Genomic DNA, 18,221 nt, shown 5'->3' with positions numbered 1-18,221 from the left:
AAGTTATTTCCATTTAAGACGTTTTGAACTAGGAAAAGTTACTGTTACTCCCAAATATATTTACAAGGTACGAAATAATTACAGGTCTCACCTTACATCCAATAGGGTTGAATTATAAGGGAATGTGGTTCCCAATATATAAGCAGCCGTTAACATGATGATAAAATACCCCATAAACCATACATCCGCTCGGGAATACCCGATCTGAATGTAATAGGTCCGGCTCCCGCCTTCCTTGAATCCTTTTGCTTCCATCGCCACCGCCATACGTTGCGCACGGCGAATACTCTGGGCAAGTAGTGGAATTGCATATCGTTTCAGTATGCCGTATACATTCCAGCGGGAACCATGCTGCCTCGTTCCCCGAATGCGGATGGCATAACGCAGCGTCTGGAATTCATCCAGCAAAATCGGAATCATACGCATAGCCGCCAGAAAACTATAGGCATACTTGGGTGGGAGCCTCCACTGCTGCATGAGGGAATAAAAGAGACGGACAGGCTTGGTCGTCAGACCGAACAACAATCCAGCTGCCGCCATACTTAGAGAACGAAATCCTAGGTGCAACCCGCGGTAGAAGCTCTCTTCGGTAATATGAATTAATCCCCACTGAAACCAGGTGGTCTCCCCTTTACCAAACATGATCATACCTGTGGAAGTTGATATAAATACCAGAATGAACGGAGATGCATACAGCAATAATCTGGGCCATGCGTGACCTGTCCAGCCAAGCAGTAAAAGCATGACAACTGCTACATTAGCCATTACATTCAGATTGTGAACAAGGATGACGAAGATAAACAGCAATGTCAGGAAAATCATTTTCAACCCCGGATTCACCGCGTGAAGCCAAGTCTCACGATGAGGAAACGAGAGCTGCATCCGTTAACCTCCCCTCATGCACCGTCCAGATCCGGGTGCAATAACGCTTCACGATTTCACGGTCATGTGTAACCATCACAATGGCGGTCCCTTCACGTCGCAGCCGTTCCAGCTGTGATAACATGGCAAAAGTATTCCGCGCATCCTGTCCAAAGGTAGGTTCATCCAGTAACAAAATACGCTGTTCCCGTACCAGAGCTGATGCTACACTCAGTCGTCGTTTCTGTCCCATCGACAATTGGTATGGATGCCTACCGGACAGCTCACTCAGTCCGAATTGCTCCAGCATATTATCGGTTTTGATACCTCTTTCTTCGGCAGTTAACTTGCCGCTCAGCAAGGAGAATCCCACTTCATCCCGGACTGTATTGGTCACGAATTGAAATTCAGGATTCTGGAATACAAAGGCAATGTGATCTGCAAGCTGCTCGGTTTTTCCGGCCGATTGTCCTTCCACAACATAATGACCTGTCGTTTTTAGAATATTCATCATGGATAGCAATAACGAACTTTTACCTGCCCCGTTAGCCCCGACAATCCCCACCCAATCTCCGTGCCATACCTTGGCCTGTTCCACCTGAATGAAAGGTGTTTTTCCGCGCCATCCGGTGAATTGCTGCATTTCCAGGGCTGGTTGGGGCTGCGCAGAAGCTCGCTCCTCCTTGTTATCCATACTTTCAGTTTCTGTTGCCCCATAACGAATAAACTCTCCTGTGACCAACGTCTGTGCTTTCGTCTGCCCTCGCTCTTCCCAAACTCCTGGATACCAGATTCCGTATTCCCTGAGCATATTCCGCTCATCTGTAAACACCTGATTCGCCGGGCCATCTGCCACAATCTTTCCTTCAGGCGACAATACGATGATTCGGTCTACCCACTCGACGATTTCATTAATTTTATGTTCTACGATAATGAGTGTTTTGTCCTGTGCAATCTGTTTCACCGTTTCCCATACTTGAGAGGTTCCTTCATCATCCAGCAGTGCCGTTGGTTCATCCAAAAAGAGTACGTCTGGCTCCATGGCCAGAATCGAAGCCATCGCAAGACGCTGCTTCATGCCCTGTGACATGGATTGAATGAGTGTTCGATTATGTTCAAAGCATAACCCCACCTGTTCCAGATATCGAAGGATAAGAGCAGGCATCTGCTCGCGTGGAATATTCCGGTTTTCCAATACAAAAGCAATCTCTTCATCCGTATATGACATACAGAACTGGGTATCCGGATCTTGAAAAACAATACCGGGCTGCTCAGGCACCTGAATGTCATCACATTTCATCGGAATCTCCACAGATCGCGGAATCAGACCGCTCAGAATTTGCAGCAAGGTTGATTTGCCAGAGCCGCTTGGTCCAAGCAACAACACTTTCTCCCCTTGACGCACAGAGAGAGACAAGCCTTGGAACACCAAGGCCTTCTCTCCAGGGAACTTACATCTTAGATTCGTAACACCTACCGCTTGCACATTCTCCACTTCATTCATCTAGTCCAACGCCTCATAATCCTGCTTCGACACCGGTCTAAGGGATCGTGTTACACCTGTAAGCTCCAGCGCTTTGGCGAGATAATAGGTGAATACACCCGCAATCAGAATACTTCCAATGAAGCGGAATCCGATAAACAGCGTGTAGTTCCAAGCTGTGAGGGAATCAATGTACCCATACTGATAATCGAGTACAAGCGAAGCCGCTGCTGCACCAATAGCCGCGAGGCAGGTGACGAACAGATTGCTTCTCCGGTACAGAAATGCGGCGAAGAAGATCTCTGCACCCAGCCCTTGCAGCAGCCCATATACCAGTGTCGACATGCCCCACTCACTTCCGAGAAAAGCACTCACCGTGGATGCCGCAACTTCAGCCAGAATGGCTACACCCGGCTTACGAATGATTACAAAGGCAAAGGTGCCCGCCATAAACCACATGCCGTAAATCATCTGCTCCGCATGAACGCCGAATGGCTTCATCAGATCATATGTAGGTCCCCATATTTTGTAGATCACCCCAAAGACTACCGCAATCACAATTGTTACCAAAATATCGGTTAACTTCAATCTGTTGCTGCCTACTGCTGTTGACATGTTCTCTACTTCCTTCCTCTGTTTCCCTAGATTTATAAAAAAAACAATAAAACAAACAAAAAAAGCCTCCCCGGTTCACAGGCAGGCCATACGCACAGTTTACAATTCTCACGATGCAACGCATTAGGCAGATATAGAGAAAGAAGAAAACAAACGACACCATCCCCGTCACATCAGAGAAATCCCGTTGCAACCAAGAAACGCTGACATTTATGTTCTATCCCTTATCGCTTACCATTGCTCATCGCAAATTCATGTTCTCTACGCTGGCATTACCCAGATCAGATATACGGTCAGCAGCACAAGGCCGCTCTCTCAGCCCAACTTCATTGAGCACCCGGTTCACTTATTTCATTGCTTCTACTGTACAACACATGGGTATTTGTGACAATCCCGATAAGAAAAAATCAGTTTAAACTAGAAGAAAGAGTGATTAACTATATGTCTCATTTATGCGTCATATACCTCTGCTTCAAGAAATAACGTCTCTGTAATTCGTTACATCTCAGAAAGGTGCAAATGAGAGCGAATAATGTGTGCCAGGTTCATTAGACCAAGATAACGCGAACAAGGGATGTCCCCGTCATATTCATGAGGACATCCCCTTTAATTGTTATGCTTCATATCCTTTAGAGGAAAATTATTGAGAACCGGTAAGCTCTGTTTTAATATTGAGTATTCCCGGATTGACTTGTTTTGCCCGATGCAAAGCCTTTAAACAAGGTCGGTACTTTGGAGTAACGGGTATTTGTAATTTTCCCTTGCGATGTACTGCTGTCCGTACGCATAATAGAATCTTTGACATTGGAAATGTCTGAGTTGTCGAGCGTCATGTTCACGGCGAAGGTTGTTCCGCCATTCTGACGTACCAGCTTGCCAATATCGTCTGCACGGAAATTTTTAATGTTAATCGTTCCGGCTGCATTCATTTGAAATACTTTATCATAGGCCTTGTAAGCTGCACCACCAGTGATGTTAACCGTTCCGGCTGATTTCAGAGTCAGAGCGTCCTCACCGACATCCTCCCAAATCACATTTGAAATTGTGCAGTTACCGTAACAATGAACACCGTCAGCTGCAGGTGAACCGATAATCACATTTTTGAGCGTGGCGCCTGCCTCCAACCGAAATACCGGCTTCTGATCTTCCGCTTGAGATCCATCTCCCAGGGTGGAAGGGTTGGCTACATACGTTTGGCCTTTGCCATCAAAAGTTTCTCCCTTGGCTACAATAATCGTTGAGTTTACAACAGTAGGTGCAGCAAAAGCCGGAATTGCACCTAATAATGAAGCGACCAGACCCGCAGACAGCAGCAACGTCAACACTTTTTTCATAATTTAAATCCTCCCTTATTCTGATGAATTGGCGTACAAGCATAAGCTTGTCCTCAAGGAACCTATCAGAGGTGCACCTCTGGCTCGGAACCTACCCTGATCCTACCAAAAAAGGGATGTTACGATAATAATCATTAGCTTAGATATAGAAATGATAGCATTATGCCTGTGTTCTCGGCATTTTTTGCATCGTACTCATTGTGTAATGTGCCGATCTCAACTTCGGGTATGCTTCTTTTACAACTTGTAATCTATGGCGATATGCTCCTTTATCGTTCTAGAAAAAACGAAAGACCACCTCATCTGTTTCCAGACAACGTGATCTCTATTATTTTGAATCTCATTTTATTTATTAAATTACGCTTTAAGCGCCGAACCGCTGACGATATCCGCACTTCCGACATAATTCCTCCACGGCTTCCCGTTTGGAGAAACCATAGAACAGATTGTTGGCTCGTTCACCATCCACAATCTCCGAGAACGATTTTTCATGAACGTTGCCCAAGTTAATGACACCCTCACCATCGAGACAGCATGGAACCACAGTTCCATCGACTAGCACAGCCGCCTGACTGCGAAGCGCATGACAGAAGCCTTTACCATCATCTTCGGGTGCATCCAGACTCGGCCACTGGAATTCATGATCCTGATTCAGATACACATTCGGGGCAATTTTGACACCGCTCCCCGGCACCACTTTCTCCTCAATACGGAAATCCAGATTGAACTCCCGTTCAAGAACCTCCAGCGTCTCCCGGTTTCGGTTCATCTGCGCATTCGTGAAGTTATCCTGTGTCAGATTCCAGAGTCGGAATGAAATAATGACATTGTGCTTCACTGCTTCCCGGACAAATGACAATACATTACCCAGGTAGCCCTCACGGTCTGTGGAACCCTCGTGACCATCAAAGCTGTGCAGGGAGAAATTCATCTGACGCAGTGCCGGTTTGCCGAGCAGTTTGTGCTGGGTCTTGGGCAGCAGCGTACCGTTCGTCGTAATGTTGACCTTGAATCCCTTCTCATGCGCTGAATCCAGTAACAGATCAATTTTGGGATGAAGCAGCGGCTCACCTTTGACATGTAAATAAATATGTTTGGTATGGGGTTTGATCTGATCCAATATATTGTTGAAGACTTCAGGGTCAATGAAATTTTTGGCACGTTTGGTCTGTGGACAGAAGCTGCATGCCAGATTACATATACTTGTGATCTCAATATATACTTTCTTGAACGTTTTCAACTCGGGGTCCCCATTCTGCTTAGAGGGAGAACAGTCCCACCCTCATTTGTGATCCGGCCCATGTGTGCCACCACTATTATATCGGGTTCAAGGGACAAGGTAAATCGACTAGGATGTTAATTCCCTTTTTCTCATCGAATTTGTTAACTACGTTCACCTATAGATTCTTTCAATCGAAGTATAGGATGTATTGATTGTCCAGGTCATTGTAGTTGCCGAGACGCGATGCTAGAATCTAAACAATTTAAAACCAAGTTAAAACGTAAGAATAATAAGTTATAAGGGGAGTGTATTCATGATTACTGTTAAGGCACCCGCAGTATATGTACACGAGGCTAACATTCTTGAGCAAAGTGGTTCGCGGATTGCACAGCTTGGGCAGCATGTTCTCATCATCGCCGGTGAGTCTGCATTAAAAGCCGTACAGCCTTACCTTCTTCCTTCATTGGAGGAGCATAAGATCAAGTTCCATGTGCAATTGTTTCACGGTGAGGTTACAACAGGCCAGATTGATACTTTTACGCAGCAAGCTTTCGATCTGGATGTTGATCTGATTATCGGCGTCGGTGGTGGTAAAGTACTCGATCTGTCCAAAGCGGTGGCCGAGCAAGCCCAATTGCCCATTGTAACGGTCCCAACGATTGCCGCAACCTGCGCTGCCTGGTCCGCCTTAACCGTGCTCTATGATGAACAGGGGAAATCTGCAGGATATCGTCCCCTGCGTCGTTCGCCTGATCTCGTTCTGGCTGATCCTCGTATTCTGGCGAGTGCACCAAGGCGATATTTGGCCGCAGGGATCGGTGACACACTCGTAAAATGGCATGAGTTCGCCGTTAATCTAAGTGGCAACGCCACCAGCCTCACTCTCCGAAACAGTGTCAGCACCGCCAAGCTTGCACTCGATATTCTTGAAGCGCACGCCATCGATGTCTATGAATCCACCGATACAACCGGTAGTACACCTCAATTCCGTGATGTTGCCGATGCCATTATTGTGCTCGCAGGCCTTGTAGGCAGCATTAGCGATGGATCACTTCATGCCGCGATTGCTCATGGGCTACATGATAGCCTCACCAAATTACCCGAAACACACGCTTCACTACATGGAGAAAAGGTAGCCTTTGGACTCTTCACCCAGTGGATTCTTGAAGGCAAAGCAGGGGATGAGCTTCATGAGCTGATCACTCTGTTACATAAGCTGAATCTGCCTATCACTCTTGCCGAGCTTGGCATACAACAACAGCCTAAGGAAGCTGCTGCGCGCATTGCAGCAGGACTACAGCTGCGGGAAGGCAGTGCGGCGCATCTCTCCTTCGGAGTTAGTACGGCGCAGGTAACCGAAGCCATTCTTCAGGCAGACCGTATCGGCCAAACATTCATAGAATCCAGTCAGTCCAGTGAAAGCAGTACATACACCAAGGAGGTTTCCTCCCTATGATCCGTCCAAACCGCCATTACACTCTTCCCTTAACTGCCTTTCTGAGCGCGCTTCTGTTGATGCTGATCTCCGGCTGCTCTGCCGGAACTGACAATCAGGCCGCGGGTACAGGCACAACACCGACAGCGGCATCAGCTGCTTCGAATAAAGACGTTACCATTCGTGTTGGTCAGACCGGATGGGGCAATCTCGAATTGGGGCTAAAAGCCGCCGGACTCGATGACACCCCCTATAAAGTCACTTATAACGTATTTCAGGGAGGTAACCTGATCCTTGAAGCGATGGCTGCAAACCAATTGGACTTTGGTGTGACCAGTGAAATTCCGCCCATTTTTGCATCTCAAGCTGCCAATGGTGGAAGCTTCAAGATTATTGCGGTACAACAAGGCAGCACCTTAAATCAGGAGGTCGTTGTTCCCAAAGGTTCATCGATCAAATCGGTTGCTGACCTGAAAGGCAAGAAAGTTGCTTTCGTAAAAAATACAACGGCCCACTATTTCCTGCTCAAAATGCTGGAAGAAGCCGGATTAACCTGGAGTGACATCAGTCCGGTCGAACTTTCAACAGCCGATGGACTCAGCGCCCTGATAAGCGGGAAAGTGGATGCACTTGCCAGTTACGGCAATGCCATCATCTCCGCACATCAGAATGAAGCAACAACGCTCGCCAGCGCCAAAGATATCCTGTCAGGCAGCTTCCTTGTAGCCGCCTCCGATCAGGCTATTGCAAATGCGGAACAGAAAGAGGCCCTTGCCGATTATCTGGAGCGAATCAACAAATTCAATGATTGGGCTCGTGCCAATAAGGATGCGTGGGCTCAAATTACAGCAGACAACACCCACCAGCCCGTGGATCAAGCCCTTAAAACCTACACGGATGGAGAAGCACAACGCCCATCACGTATTGTTGCCATTTCTGACGAGGCCATCAAGTCTGAACAGGACGTAGCGGATACGTTTCAGCAAGCGGGAATTTTTGAGCAGGCAGTCGATGTGAGCACATTCTGGAGTGATGCACTTCAAGATCAACTTCCAGCTCCAGGTAGCCAATAACGAAGGAAGCAAGGAGGTAGGCATAACGTGCGGTCCAAAACCTTTAACCGGGCATGGTTTAACCAGTTCATTCCTTTTGTTGTACCACTACTCATTCTGGCTCTGTGGCAATGGCTGACTGCATCTGGAGTTGTTGCAGCCAATATTTTGCCCCGGCCCGCTCAGGTACTGGAGGCCTTCATTCGTCTGCTTCGTAACGGTGAACTACTGAACAATATCAGTATTAGCGCCAGACGAGCTTTGGGAGGATTCCTCATTGGTGGGGGTCTCGGTTTCCTGCTGGGTGTGCTGAACGGCATCTCCTCCCTTGCGGAAAAGATCGCCGACTCCTCGGTGCAGATGATCCGCAACATTCCTCATCTGTCCTTGATCCCCCTCGTTATTGTGTGGTTCGGGATCGGTGAAGAAGCAAAATTATTCCTCGTTTCCCTGGGTGTATTCTTTCCGGTATATCTGAATACGTTTCACGGCATACGATCAGTCGATCCCGGTCTGATTGAAATGGGCAAAGTATATGGCCTCAGCCGTTGGTCCCTTTATAAGGACATTATCCTGCCTGGTGCACTGCCTTCCATTCTGGTGGGCATTCGTTATGCACTTGGCATTATGTGGCTGACACTTATCGTAGCCGAGACGGTTGCGGCGGATGCGGGGATTGGATACATGGCGATGAACGCGCGGGAATTCATGCAGATGGACGTAATCGTCTTAAGCATTCTGCTATATGCCCTGCTGGGCAAGCTGTCCGATACCATCGCTAAATGGCTGGAACGGCGCTGGCTGCGCTGGAACCCGGCCCTATCCCGCAAGTAAAGCAAAGGAGTGTGTATTGATCCATGAGCACAAGTCAGATCAGTCCTTTTCTTCAAGTAGATGGGGTTCAGAAATCGTATGATCAGCGGACGATTCTATCCAACATCAACGTCAATGTAAGACAAGGGGAATTTGTAGCCATCGTTGGACGAAGCGGCTGTGGCAAAAGTACTTTGCTGCGTCTGATCGCCGGGCTGGAACCCCCCTCTTCCGGGAGCATTATGCTGGGCAACAGAAAGCTTGGCAGTACAGCACCCGAGACACGGTTTCTGTTTCAGGAAGCCCGGCTGCTACCTTGGAAATCCGTGCTCGACAATGTACGACTGGGCATCCCCGACAAGAACAAGGAAGATGCACGCCAGTCGCTTCGCAATGTAGGACTCGGAGAGCGTGAAGGTGATTGGCCGGGGGTATTATCTGGCGGACAAAAACAACGTGTCGCCTTGGCACGGGCACTCGCAAGTCATCCACGCTTACTGCTGCTGGATGAACCGCTGGGTGCATTGGATGCATTGACACGAATTGAGATGCAGCAATTAATCGAACGCTTGTGGGTAGAAGAAGATCTGACTGTCATTCTGGTCACTCATGATGTCAGTGAGGCGGTTGCGCTGGCAGACAGAGTGCTGTTAATCGAGGATGGTCATATAACGATGGATACTCGAATTACGCTGGAGCGGCCACGCGTTCGGGACAGCGGGTTTGCTCATTTTGAAAACCTGATTCTGAATCGTTTGTTGACTCCTCCACAAGAGACACCACAGCAGATTGCTCAGAAACAGATATCATTCTCGATCTAATTCCACTGGAAAGAAGGCATGATTATGCAATCCCTTTCACCCGTTCCCTCTCCACCTGTTAAAGACCTTTTAACTCAAATTCCGGCTTATACGCCTGCCAAATCCATGGAACAGATCCGGCGGGAGTTGGGACTGGAAAGTGTGGATCGACTTGCAGCGAACGAGAATCCGTTTGGTTCCTCTCCCCTGGCTGCGGAAGCGGTCAGATCGCTGAGTTCCGATCTTTTGGCTCAATACCCCGACGGTTCCAGCCAACTGCTGCGTGACAAACTTGCGGAACGTCTGGGGGTGCGTACTTCCCAACTGGTATTTGGCAGTGGATCTTTCGAGCTGCTAACCCTTACCGCCCAAGCTTATCTTAATCCCGGGGAGGAATCACTCATTCCGGTGCCCTCCTTTAACTGGTATAAGGGCGCTACGCTGCTGGCAGGCGGGGTCATTCATGAAGTGCCTTTGGTCAACCATTCACTGGACCTGGAGCAATTCCGGCAACGGATCAATGCTTCTACCCGAATTATCTGGCTGTGCAATCCGAATAATCCAACCGGAACCATTTTCACGGCAGATGCCCTACTTGGTTTACTCGAACATGTTCCCTCCCATGTCGTGGTTGTCCTGGACGAAGCGTATTATGAATTCGCGGAAAGTGAAGATTATCCTGATACGGTTAAGCTGCTGGAGCAGTATAATAATCTGATTATTTTGCGGACCTTCTCCAAAATATATGGACTTGCTGGCCTGCGAATTGGATATGGCATCGGGAATGAAAGCATTATTGAAGGCATTAACCGGGTCAAGCTGCCCATCAGTCTGACAGCCACATCCCAAGCCGCTGCTTTGGCCAGCCTGGATGATCATGAATTTGTTTCTCACTGCCTGCACTACAATCGTCAAGGAAGGGAAACGTTAATGCAGTCCTTTGATCAGTGGAACTTACCCTACATCCCTTCCGAAACAAATTTCATCATGATTGATCTGTTGCAGGATAGTGGCCCGATTACCAAAGAATTGTTGAACAGAGGCATCTCTGTCCGCGGCGGTGCCGAATTTGGTATGCCTACCTGGCTTCGGATTACGATTGGCACACCTGAGCAGATTGCCCGTCTGATCGGGGAGCTTGATTCACTGTTACATTCAAACGATTAGAATCCTAGTTACTTTCCTAACTCACATTACGCACACTTCTTTTAAGCCGCCCTCTTTACATTCCACTTGCATGTGATATATGCTGAACACACAACTGCATATCTTGAACATTGCACTAGGGGAGCCTTGCGGCTGAGACGAATCGAACGATTCGGACCCTTTGAACCTGATCTGGATCATACCAGCGGAGGGAAGTGGAGCGGCCTCTCAGTAAGCGGATTTTTTCATGTTGATGATGGAATTTAATGTGAATTGAACTTACAGACCCACTCATTTCTCCGGAAATGGGTGGGTCTTTTTCGCGTTCTGCGGGCAGATCAGAAGGTGTAATTAAAGATCCCGCGGTTTGAAGTTGAATTATGAATAACAAGGGGGGACGGAACGAGATGGATAACGATATAACCATTCACAACATGAGCTACGCTTTCCCGGGAAAAAGGGATTCCCCCGTGCTCTCCAATGTGTCGATGCGTGTAGCCAAAGGCGAATTCGTCTCGCTCATCGGTTCCAGCGGCTCCGGTAAAAGTACCCTTTTCAAGCTGCTGGCAGGCTTGCTTGAGCCAACACACGGAACCATTGAAATTCCTTGGGTTCAAGAAGGAAAGCGACTGGGGCAGGTGGCCTACATGCCGCAAAAGGACCTCCTATTATCCTGGAGAACCGTCATGGGGAATTGCATGCTTCCCTCTGAACTGGCTGCAGGTCGGCAGGATAAGATAAGGATTCGAGCAGATATCCTGGCTGGCCTCGACAGATTTGGCTTATCCGGCCACGCGCATGCTTACCCGGACGAGCTTTCAGGTGGCATGCGCCAGCGTGTCGCGCTGCTTCGTACTTTGCTGACAGGTGGCCAACTGATGCTGCTGGATGAACCATTCGGCGCACTCGATGCCCTGACCAAACGTGAGATGCATCGCTGGCTGCTGGAGCTCTGGGAAGGCCTGGGCAAAACCGTGTTGTTCATCACACATGACATTGAAGAAGCCCTGCTGCTCAGTGATCGAATTATCCTGTTAACTCCGGTGGGCCAAGGCCAACAGCTGCAGGATCTGACGGTACCTTTGCCACGTCCAAGACATTCGGACATGATCTACGAACCGGCTCTCGTTCAGATGAGACGACTACTGGAGGAACAATTGCATGCGAGACGGTAACTTGAGAGATAGCATGAAGCATAGCGTAAGAGGTTGGCTTGCCCGTTATGGTCTGTTTCTTTTGCTCATGATCTTGCTGCTTGCTCTCTGGGAGTGGATTGTGTGTATGGGATGGGTGCCTTCCTTCATCATTCCAGCCCCGACGGCGATTGTCCGTTCGCTGTATGAACATCACCACCTTCTGCTGGCTACACATCTGCCTGCTACCTTGATGGAGGTTGTCGTTGGTTTTGGCTTGTCCATTGGTGCCGGAATTGCACTTGCAACGGGTATGCATATGAATCGGTCGATTGAAAAAGCGTTATATCCCTTCATCGTGATCAGTCAGACGATCCCGCTGATTGCCCTGTCCCCCGTCTTTATCCTGTGGTTTGGCTACACGCTGTGGAGTAAAGTGGCGGTGGTGTTCCTGATCGCGTTTTTCCCAATTGTGGTGAGCACCTACGATGGCCTGCGCAAGGGTGATCCGGAGCAGCGTGAACTGCTGCTGACGATGGGGGCCACCAAGTGGGATATTTTTCGCAAACTCCAGATTCCACTTGCCCTTCCCTCCTTCTTTTCGGGACTGAAAATGTCCGTGGTGTATTGTGTGGTCGGTGCAACGATCGGTGAATGGCTTGGTGGAAGCAAGGGGCTTGGCTACTTCAGCCGCAGAATGTCGAGCAATATGAACACGGATGCGATGTTCGCCGCCATTATGCTATTATCCCTGCTTGGTATCGCGCTGTTTGTACTCATTGCATGGATGGAGAGAAGATTTGGTACACCACGTCATGCAGGTAGAAGAAAAGCTGGATAACTTTCGGATTTCAAAACAAAAAAACAAAAGAAACGAGGAACTTTACGTTATGAATAAAAAGCATATCTATTCCCTGCTCCCCATTCTGCTCATGTCTCTTTTGCTAATCGTCAGCGGATGCGGTAAAACGGGCATCAATACGCCCTCCACAGGCTCAACTTCCAATGCAAACGATACAGACTCATCTGCGATAGAAACGCCATCGACATCCAAAGACAAGCTGTCCATCATGCTCGATTGGTACCCAAATGCAGTGCATTCCTTCATCTATGTTGCTCAGGAGAATGGTTACTTCGCGGATCAAGGTCTGGATGTCGATATCCAGATGCCTGCCGATACGAATGATGCACTCAAACTTGTTGCCGCCGGGAAAATCGATCTTGCACTAAGCTACCAGCCGCAAATTTTGCTCGCGCGTGGGGAGAACATTCCTGTACGTTCGATTGCAGCCGTCGTTCGCCATCCGCTCGTGCATCTGTTGACTGAAGCAGACGGTAAAGTGAAATCGCCAAAAGATCTTGAAGGGAGGACGGTCGGCTATTCCTCAATCCCTTTGTATGAAGCAATGGTGCGTACCATGATCAGCCAGGATGGCGGTAATCCCGACAAGATGAATTTGGTGGATGTGGGATTTGACCTGATCCCTTCCCTGGCTTCCGGGCAGGCAGATGCCATTATGGGTGGTTTTATTAACCATGAACAATTGATTCTGGAAAAGGAAGGCCATGCCATGAAAGCGATCAATCCCGTCGATTACGGCGTACCTGATTATTATGAACTGGTCCTCACTGCAAGTGATGCGGGCATTGAAGCGAAGAAAGATCAGCTTACCCGCTTCATCAAAGCGATGCAGGAAGGACAGAAATATGTAACAGAGCACCCCGAGGACGCGCTGAACATTCTGCTCGCACATGAGAACGAAACGTCTCCACTTGACCCGGAGATCGAAATCAAAAGTCTAAACATTTTACTGCCACTGATGAATGAAGAAGGTCAGCCGTTTGGCAGGCAGGACGCCTCTTCTTGGGAAAATGTACGTGCATGGTTGGTTCAAAGTGAACTGATTCCGGATTCCGTAAAGGCTGAGGATGCTTTTATCAACTTGCAGGGTGAGTAAGTAAAATCGATTACTGGACGAGATCAAGGGAAATTTGAAAGTTGTAAATTCATTATCAGATGTCGATAACATGAGTAGTTACGGAATTCAATAACTGTACGATTAGAATCTTTATCGAGGATAAGGACTCTTTAATTAAGCTTTCTATATGGACTTTCCAGCTATCCGAGAATAGCGTTTAGTTCCCATGATTTAATGGCCCACCCTGCCCTGACACTTTTATTGATTAATTTGCTTATTTATTAGGAGGAACTTATATGTCTTATCTGGAACGTGTTCGTACGCAAAATCCGCTTGTTCATAACATTACGAATATTGTCGTCGCTCCGTTTACGGCCAACGGTTTGCTCGCACTAGGTGCATCTCCCTTTATGGCTTATGCGCATGAAGAAGTTGCTGATGTTGCCAAGATGTCGGGAGCAGTTGTACTGAACATTGGCACACTGGACGAAAAGGTGGTTGAGGCGATCCGTTTGGCTGGTCGATCAGCTAATTCAAATAACGTACCTGTTGTGCTCGATCCGGTTGGAGCTGGCGCAACCGCCTATCGTACGGAAACCATTCAGATGCTCGTTCGTGAGCTTCGCCTCACGGTGTTGCGGGGCAATGTGGCAGAAGTCGCCAATGTCATCGGTGAGCGTTGGAGCATCAAAGGTGTGGATGCAGGTCAAGGCGATGGAGATCGAATCGGAATAGCGGAACGGGCAGCACAAAAACTCGGCTGTGTGGTCGTCATTACCGGACGCGAGGATGTCATTACGGATGGACAAACGACGTTCCTGACGAGTAATGGACATGCCTTGCTTACCCAAGTAACGGGTGCAGGCTGCTTACTCAGCTCGATAATTGGTGCTTTTGCAGCAATTGCGAAACCAGGAGACGACTTGCTGAGCAGTGTTGTGGAGGCACTCGTTTTCTATGGCGTTGCAGCAGAGATTGCGGCGGAACGTACCGCTGACCTGGGACCGGGCAGCTTCCAGATCGAATTGCTGAATCAACTGGCTCAAGTGACACCTGACGTTCTCGCGCAGCGGGCACAGGTTCGCCAGATTGATGGAGGTGCGCAATGAGTATTACACAGGCTTTGACGATTGCTGGTTCCGATAATGGTGGCGGCGCCGGAATTCAAGCTGATCTGAAGACCTTTCAGGAGCTCGGTGTATACGGCATGACTGTGATTACAGCTATTGCTGCCCAAAATACAACAGGTGTGCAGGGCGTCTTCCCTATTTCATATGAAGGTATTGCTCAACAGTTGGATTCGACCCGTGATGATTTTCAGCCTACAGCCGTGAAGACGGGCATGCTCTACAGTGCTGAAATAATTAAACTGGTTGCCGAGAAATGGCGGCAATACGGCTGGTCCAATCTGGTCATCGATCCGGTTATGGTTGCCAAAGGCGGCGCTCCCCTGCTGCAACAGGAGGCCGTTCAAGCGCTAATTACGGAGCTGCTGCCTCATGCACTGATCACGACGCCGAACATTCCGGAAGCCGAGCTTCTTACAGGAATGTCTATTATGAATTTGAGTCAGCGTGAAGAAGCCGCAAGGCAGATCGTGCAGATGGGCTCCACGTATGCTTTGGTGAAAGGTGGTCATGATGAGGGAAATGGCATCATTGTTGATGTGCTCTATGATGGTCAGTCTTTTCATTATCTGGAGAACGTTCGGGTAGTGACAAGGCATACCCATGGAACGGGATGTACGTATTCTGCGGCCATTACTGCCGAATTGTCGAAAGGCTCAGCTGTGCAGGCTGCCGTCACCACCGCGCGAGCATTCATTCAGGCAGCCATCGAAGATGAGCTGGGGATTGGGGCCGGACATGGGCCGACGAATCATTTTGCGTATCAGCGCAGACTGCGGGGTGAACAGTAATGCGCCCACTGGATGCAGAAGCGGTACGGCATGCGATGCAGGTGTATTTGGTAATGGGCAGCGTGAATACGACGCGTGACCCCGTGGAAGTGCTGCGCCAAGCCATCGCTGGCGGCATTACGCTGTTCCAGTTCCGTGAAAAAGGAACTGGCGCTCTGGTTGGCGAAGCACGCATCACGCTTGCGATGCGGCTTCGCGAGGTGTGCAGCCAGCACGGGATACCGTTCATCGTGAACGATGATGTGGAGCTGGCTGTGGTGGTAGAGGCCGACGGCATCCATGTCGGCCAGGACGATGCGGACGCGGCGCTGGTACGCGCCCGCATCGGAGAAGGGCGGATGCTTGGCGTATCCGCCCACTCCGCGCTGGAAGCCCGCCGTGCGGTGCAGGCGGGCGCCGACTATCTTGGCGTCGGGCCAATGTACCCGACGCGGTCCAAAGCGGATGCCCACGCTGTGCTGGGCCCCGCAGGGGTTGCCGAACTGCGCGCCGCAGGCATCGCAGTTCCGGTGGTGGGTATCGGCGGCATTACGCCCGATACCACGGCCGCCGTGATGGCGGCAGGAGCCGACGGCGTAGCCGTCATCTCCGCCATCGCGGGCGCGGCCGATGTGCGCGCAGCGGCTGCGCAGTTCGCTGCGGCGGTGCACGGGATGCAGGCGTAGCCATGCGCTCCCTGCACCGCCAGTCCGTGTGCCGCACCAGATAGATGGTGCAGCACATTCAGTTATTCTCAAGATGCAGCTTCCGTGCCTGCATCTTATTTTTTTCATTTTCACCTGTTGACTCTCACGTAACGTGACGCTGTACAATCGATGGTGTAAGGAGGTTTCCATCATGGCCATGAAAGTAAAAGAAGTGGCCGAACTTGTCGGGATCAGTGTGCGCACACTGCATCATTATGATGAGATCGGACTGTTAACACCGGACGAAGTGACTTCTGCCGGATATCGACTGTATTCAGATGCCAATCTGGAAATGCTGCAGCAGATTTTATTTTTTAAAGAACTCGATTTCTCTCTGAAAGATATCAAGGAGATTACAAACAATCCATCGTTCGATCGAGAAGAAGCCCTGAATATGCATCGCCGTATTTTGCTGGAGAAACGCCAGCGGTTGGACCAAATGATCGCCACCATTGATAAATCGGTTCAACACGTGAGAGGAGAAATTAAGATGACAGCCAAAGAACAATTTGAAGGATTTAATTTCAGTCATAATCCGTATGAGCAGGAAGCGCGGGAACGTTGGGGAGACCAAGCAGTGGATCATGCTAATCAAAAGTTACACAACCAGTCTACTGGGGAGCAAAAAGCTCTATCCGATCAAATGAATTCAATCTACGCTCGTCTTGCAGCAATTCGTCACACGGATCCAAACTGTGCCGAAGCTCAAGCCGGAATCTCGGAATGGTACAGCTATCTGAACAACATGGGCAATTATTCTCCTGAAGTCTTCAGAGGGTTAGGCCAAATGTACGTAGACGACGAACGTTTTACACGTAATATTGATCAATTCGGCGAAGGCTTGGCTGTATTTATGAGGGATGCCATGGCTGAGTTTGCTGATCGAAACAGTTAAACTAGGCTTACATTGATTTCACCTATAACATTATCCGATTCCCCTCGCAATCAGGTATACGTTGTAGACAAGTAGTTCCATTTCGATCTTTCTATTGCTTTGCTAATGAAATCTTGCTCTCTCGTTATAGGTAATATGCTCGTATTAAATAGAACTCATTTCTGTCACATCTTTTCCGTATTCATGCAATGTGCTGGACAGCCGAAGGATTCAACATTACTCAGTTTACACAAAAAAGGGACGTACGCCCTAAAACGTCACGTCCCTGTTGTAGTATCTCAGCCGCAATGTGAATAAGCCATTACAGTCATTCACTCTGAGTACTTTTTAAAGGAGGCAGTCCCTGTATTACACAGGTCTTGTTTCCTGCTAGCCGTCGGTTAAGCTCTAGGAGCGTGATCAGACGAAGAAGCATCCGATGCCAGACTGGTCTTCGCCATCCGTCCTGGAATCTGCCATGCCGATACAATCGCCAGAACGATGAATAACAGGTCAACCGGCTCGCTGAAATAATCCGTAAAGGTATCCACAAATGCACTTACCATCTCACCATCGAACACCAGATTCATCATGCTCGCATCGCTGAACAACTCGGAAGTAAAATACACCACCGTCAGATACTTCCCAAGTAAAATGCCGACAAGTGCAAAGATAACTGCAATGGCTTTATGTGCCGTCGCGATCCGTTTGTTCGAGAACAATACAACCGCGTAGCCTGTGAGCGCCCCAATGACGATAGCAATGAGCCCTAGCTCCCTTTCCGTCATGGCAGCGATTACTGCCCACACAATTCCTCCTACAATTGCTGCCAATAATCCACCAACGATTGGCATGCCGATCTTGATCCCTTGTTTCTCTTCCACGTTGTCTTTCCCTCCTGAGTCATGCTTATGCTTATTTTCCAGAATT

The 18,221-nt window shown here is 49.0% G+C and carries 18 protein-coding genes and 1 riboswitch; of the genes, 12 read left to right on the top strand and 6 right to left on the bottom strand.

Annotated features, from left to right (window positions below; translation table 11 throughout):
* Window positions 1-87 precede the first annotated feature (87 nt).
* The 5 genes from PTQ21_RS09670 to PTQ21_RS09650 all read right to left on the bottom strand — a co-directional run bounded on the left by PTQ21_RS09670 (window position 88) and on the right by PTQ21_RS09650 (window position 5,533).
* The gene (locus tag PTQ21_RS09670) at window positions 88-882 is read right to left on the bottom strand and encodes an energy-coupling factor transporter transmembrane component T family protein (RefSeq protein ID WP_090807630.1); all 795 of its coding nucleotides are present in this window, start codon (window positions 880-882) and stop codon (window positions 88-90) included.
* Window positions 857-2,365, bottom strand: coding sequence for an ABC transporter ATP-binding protein (locus tag PTQ21_RS09665; RefSeq protein ID WP_274569669.1), 1,509 nt, complete (start codon window positions 2,363-2,365; stop codon window positions 857-859). The genes PTQ21_RS09670 and PTQ21_RS09665 overlap by 26 nt, the downstream gene beginning before the upstream one ends.
* Window positions 2,366-2,959 carry an ECF transporter S component gene (locus PTQ21_RS09660; RefSeq protein WP_072735038.1) on the bottom strand — a complete coding sequence of 198 codons (594 nt, stop codon included), beginning with the start codon at window positions 2,957-2,959 and terminating at the stop codon, window positions 2,366-2,368.
* Window positions 2,960-3,624: 665 nt separating this feature from the next.
* Entirely contained in the window at window positions 3,625-4,293 is a 669-nt protein-coding gene (locus PTQ21_RS09655) for a pectate lyase (RefSeq protein ID WP_090807626.1), read from the bottom strand.
* A gap of 364 nt (window positions 4,294-4,657) precedes the next feature.
* Window positions 4,658-5,533, bottom strand: a complete 876-nt coding sequence (locus PTQ21_RS09650; RefSeq protein ID WP_064640556.1) for a radical SAM/SPASM domain-containing protein — start codon at window positions 5,531-5,533, stop codon at window positions 4,658-4,660.
* Between the two features lie 295 nt (window positions 5,534-5,828).
* On the opposite strand from PTQ21_RS09650, the gene PTQ21_RS09645 reads away from it, so the two are divergent.
* The 12 genes from PTQ21_RS09645 (at window position 5,829) to PTQ21_RS09590 (ending at window position 17,312) form a co-directional block, all read left to right on the top strand.
* The gene (locus PTQ21_RS09645; protein ID WP_274569659.1) at window positions 5,829-6,971 is read left to right on the top strand and encodes an iron-containing alcohol dehydrogenase family protein; all 1,143 of its coding nucleotides are present in this window, start codon (window positions 5,829-5,831) and stop codon (window positions 6,969-6,971) included.
* Window positions 6,968-8,023 carry an ABC transporter substrate-binding protein gene (locus tag PTQ21_RS09640; protein WP_274569658.1) on the top strand — a complete coding sequence of 352 codons (1,056 nt, stop codon included), beginning with the start codon at window positions 6,968-6,970 and terminating at the stop codon, window positions 8,021-8,023. Before PTQ21_RS09645 ends, PTQ21_RS09640 begins: the two co-directional genes overlap by 4 nt.
* Window positions 8,024-8,050: 27 nt before the next feature.
* Complete coding sequence (locus PTQ21_RS09635) at window positions 8,051-8,836, top strand: ABC transporter permease subunit (RefSeq protein WP_063568384.1); 786 nt, start codon at window positions 8,051-8,053, stop codon at window positions 8,834-8,836.
* Window positions 8,837-8,859: 23 nt separating this feature from the next.
* Window positions 8,860-9,636: an ATP-binding cassette domain-containing protein gene (locus tag PTQ21_RS09630; protein ID WP_090807620.1), complete on the top strand. Its 777-nt coding sequence runs from the start codon at window positions 8,860-8,862 to the stop codon at window positions 9,634-9,636.
* Between the two features lie 24 nt (window positions 9,637-9,660).
* Window positions 9,661-10,782: a histidinol-phosphate transaminase gene (hisC, locus tag PTQ21_RS09625; protein WP_274569657.1), complete on the top strand. Its 1,122-nt coding sequence runs from the start codon at window positions 9,661-9,663 to the stop codon at window positions 10,780-10,782.
* Between the two features lie 107 nt (window positions 10,783-10,889).
* Window positions 10,890-10,992: riboswitch (TPP riboswitch) on the top strand.
* 149 nt (window positions 10,993-11,141) lie between these two features.
* Complete coding sequence (locus tag PTQ21_RS09620; RefSeq protein ID WP_256336495.1) at window positions 11,142-11,936, top strand: ABC transporter ATP-binding protein; 795 nt, start codon at window positions 11,142-11,144, stop codon at window positions 11,934-11,936.
* Entirely contained in the window at window positions 11,923-12,735 is an 813-nt protein-coding gene (locus PTQ21_RS09615; RefSeq protein ID WP_420800358.1) for an ABC transporter permease, read from the top strand. Before PTQ21_RS09620 ends, PTQ21_RS09615 begins: the two co-directional genes overlap by 14 nt.
* Window positions 12,736-12,784: 49 nt before the next feature.
* Entirely contained in the window at window positions 12,785-13,852 is a 1,068-nt protein-coding gene (locus tag PTQ21_RS09610) for an ABC transporter substrate-binding protein (protein ID WP_090953342.1), read from the top strand.
* A gap of 257 nt (window positions 13,853-14,109) precedes the next feature.
* Window positions 14,110-14,922, top strand: a complete 813-nt coding sequence (gene thiM / locus PTQ21_RS09605; RefSeq protein WP_269054739.1) for a hydroxyethylthiazole kinase — start codon at window positions 14,110-14,112, stop codon at window positions 14,920-14,922.
* Window positions 14,919-15,731, top strand: coding sequence for a bifunctional hydroxymethylpyrimidine kinase/phosphomethylpyrimidine kinase (thiD, locus tag PTQ21_RS09600; protein WP_274569655.1), 813 nt, complete (start codon window positions 14,919-14,921; stop codon window positions 15,729-15,731). The genes thiM and thiD overlap by 4 nt, the downstream gene beginning before the upstream one ends.
* Entirely contained in the window at window positions 15,731-16,396 is a 666-nt protein-coding gene (thiE, locus tag PTQ21_RS09595) for a thiamine phosphate synthase (RefSeq protein WP_090807610.1), read from the top strand. Before thiD ends, thiE begins: the two co-directional genes overlap by 1 nt.
* Before the next feature lie 172 nt (window positions 16,397-16,568).
* The gene (locus PTQ21_RS09590) at window positions 16,569-17,312 is read left to right on the top strand and encodes a MerR family transcriptional regulator (RefSeq protein WP_274569652.1); all 744 of its coding nucleotides are present in this window, start codon (window positions 16,569-16,571) and stop codon (window positions 17,310-17,312) included.
* 380 nt (window positions 17,313-17,692) lie between these two features.
* Here PTQ21_RS09590 and PTQ21_RS09585 read toward each other — a convergent pair whose 3' ends face one another.
* The gene (locus tag PTQ21_RS09585) at window positions 17,693-18,175 is read right to left on the bottom strand and encodes a hypothetical protein (protein WP_274569651.1); all 483 of its coding nucleotides are present in this window, start codon (window positions 18,173-18,175) and stop codon (window positions 17,693-17,695) included.
* Window positions 18,176-18,221: the final 46 nt, after the last annotated feature.

Source organism: Paenibacillus marchantiae (assembly GCF_028771845.1).
Taxonomy (GTDB): domain Bacteria; phylum Bacillota; class Bacilli; order Paenibacillales; family Paenibacillaceae; genus Paenibacillus; species Paenibacillus marchantiae.
Note: the sequence above shows the minus strand (reverse complement) of the source record. Positions and strands in the feature narration are given on the sequence as shown.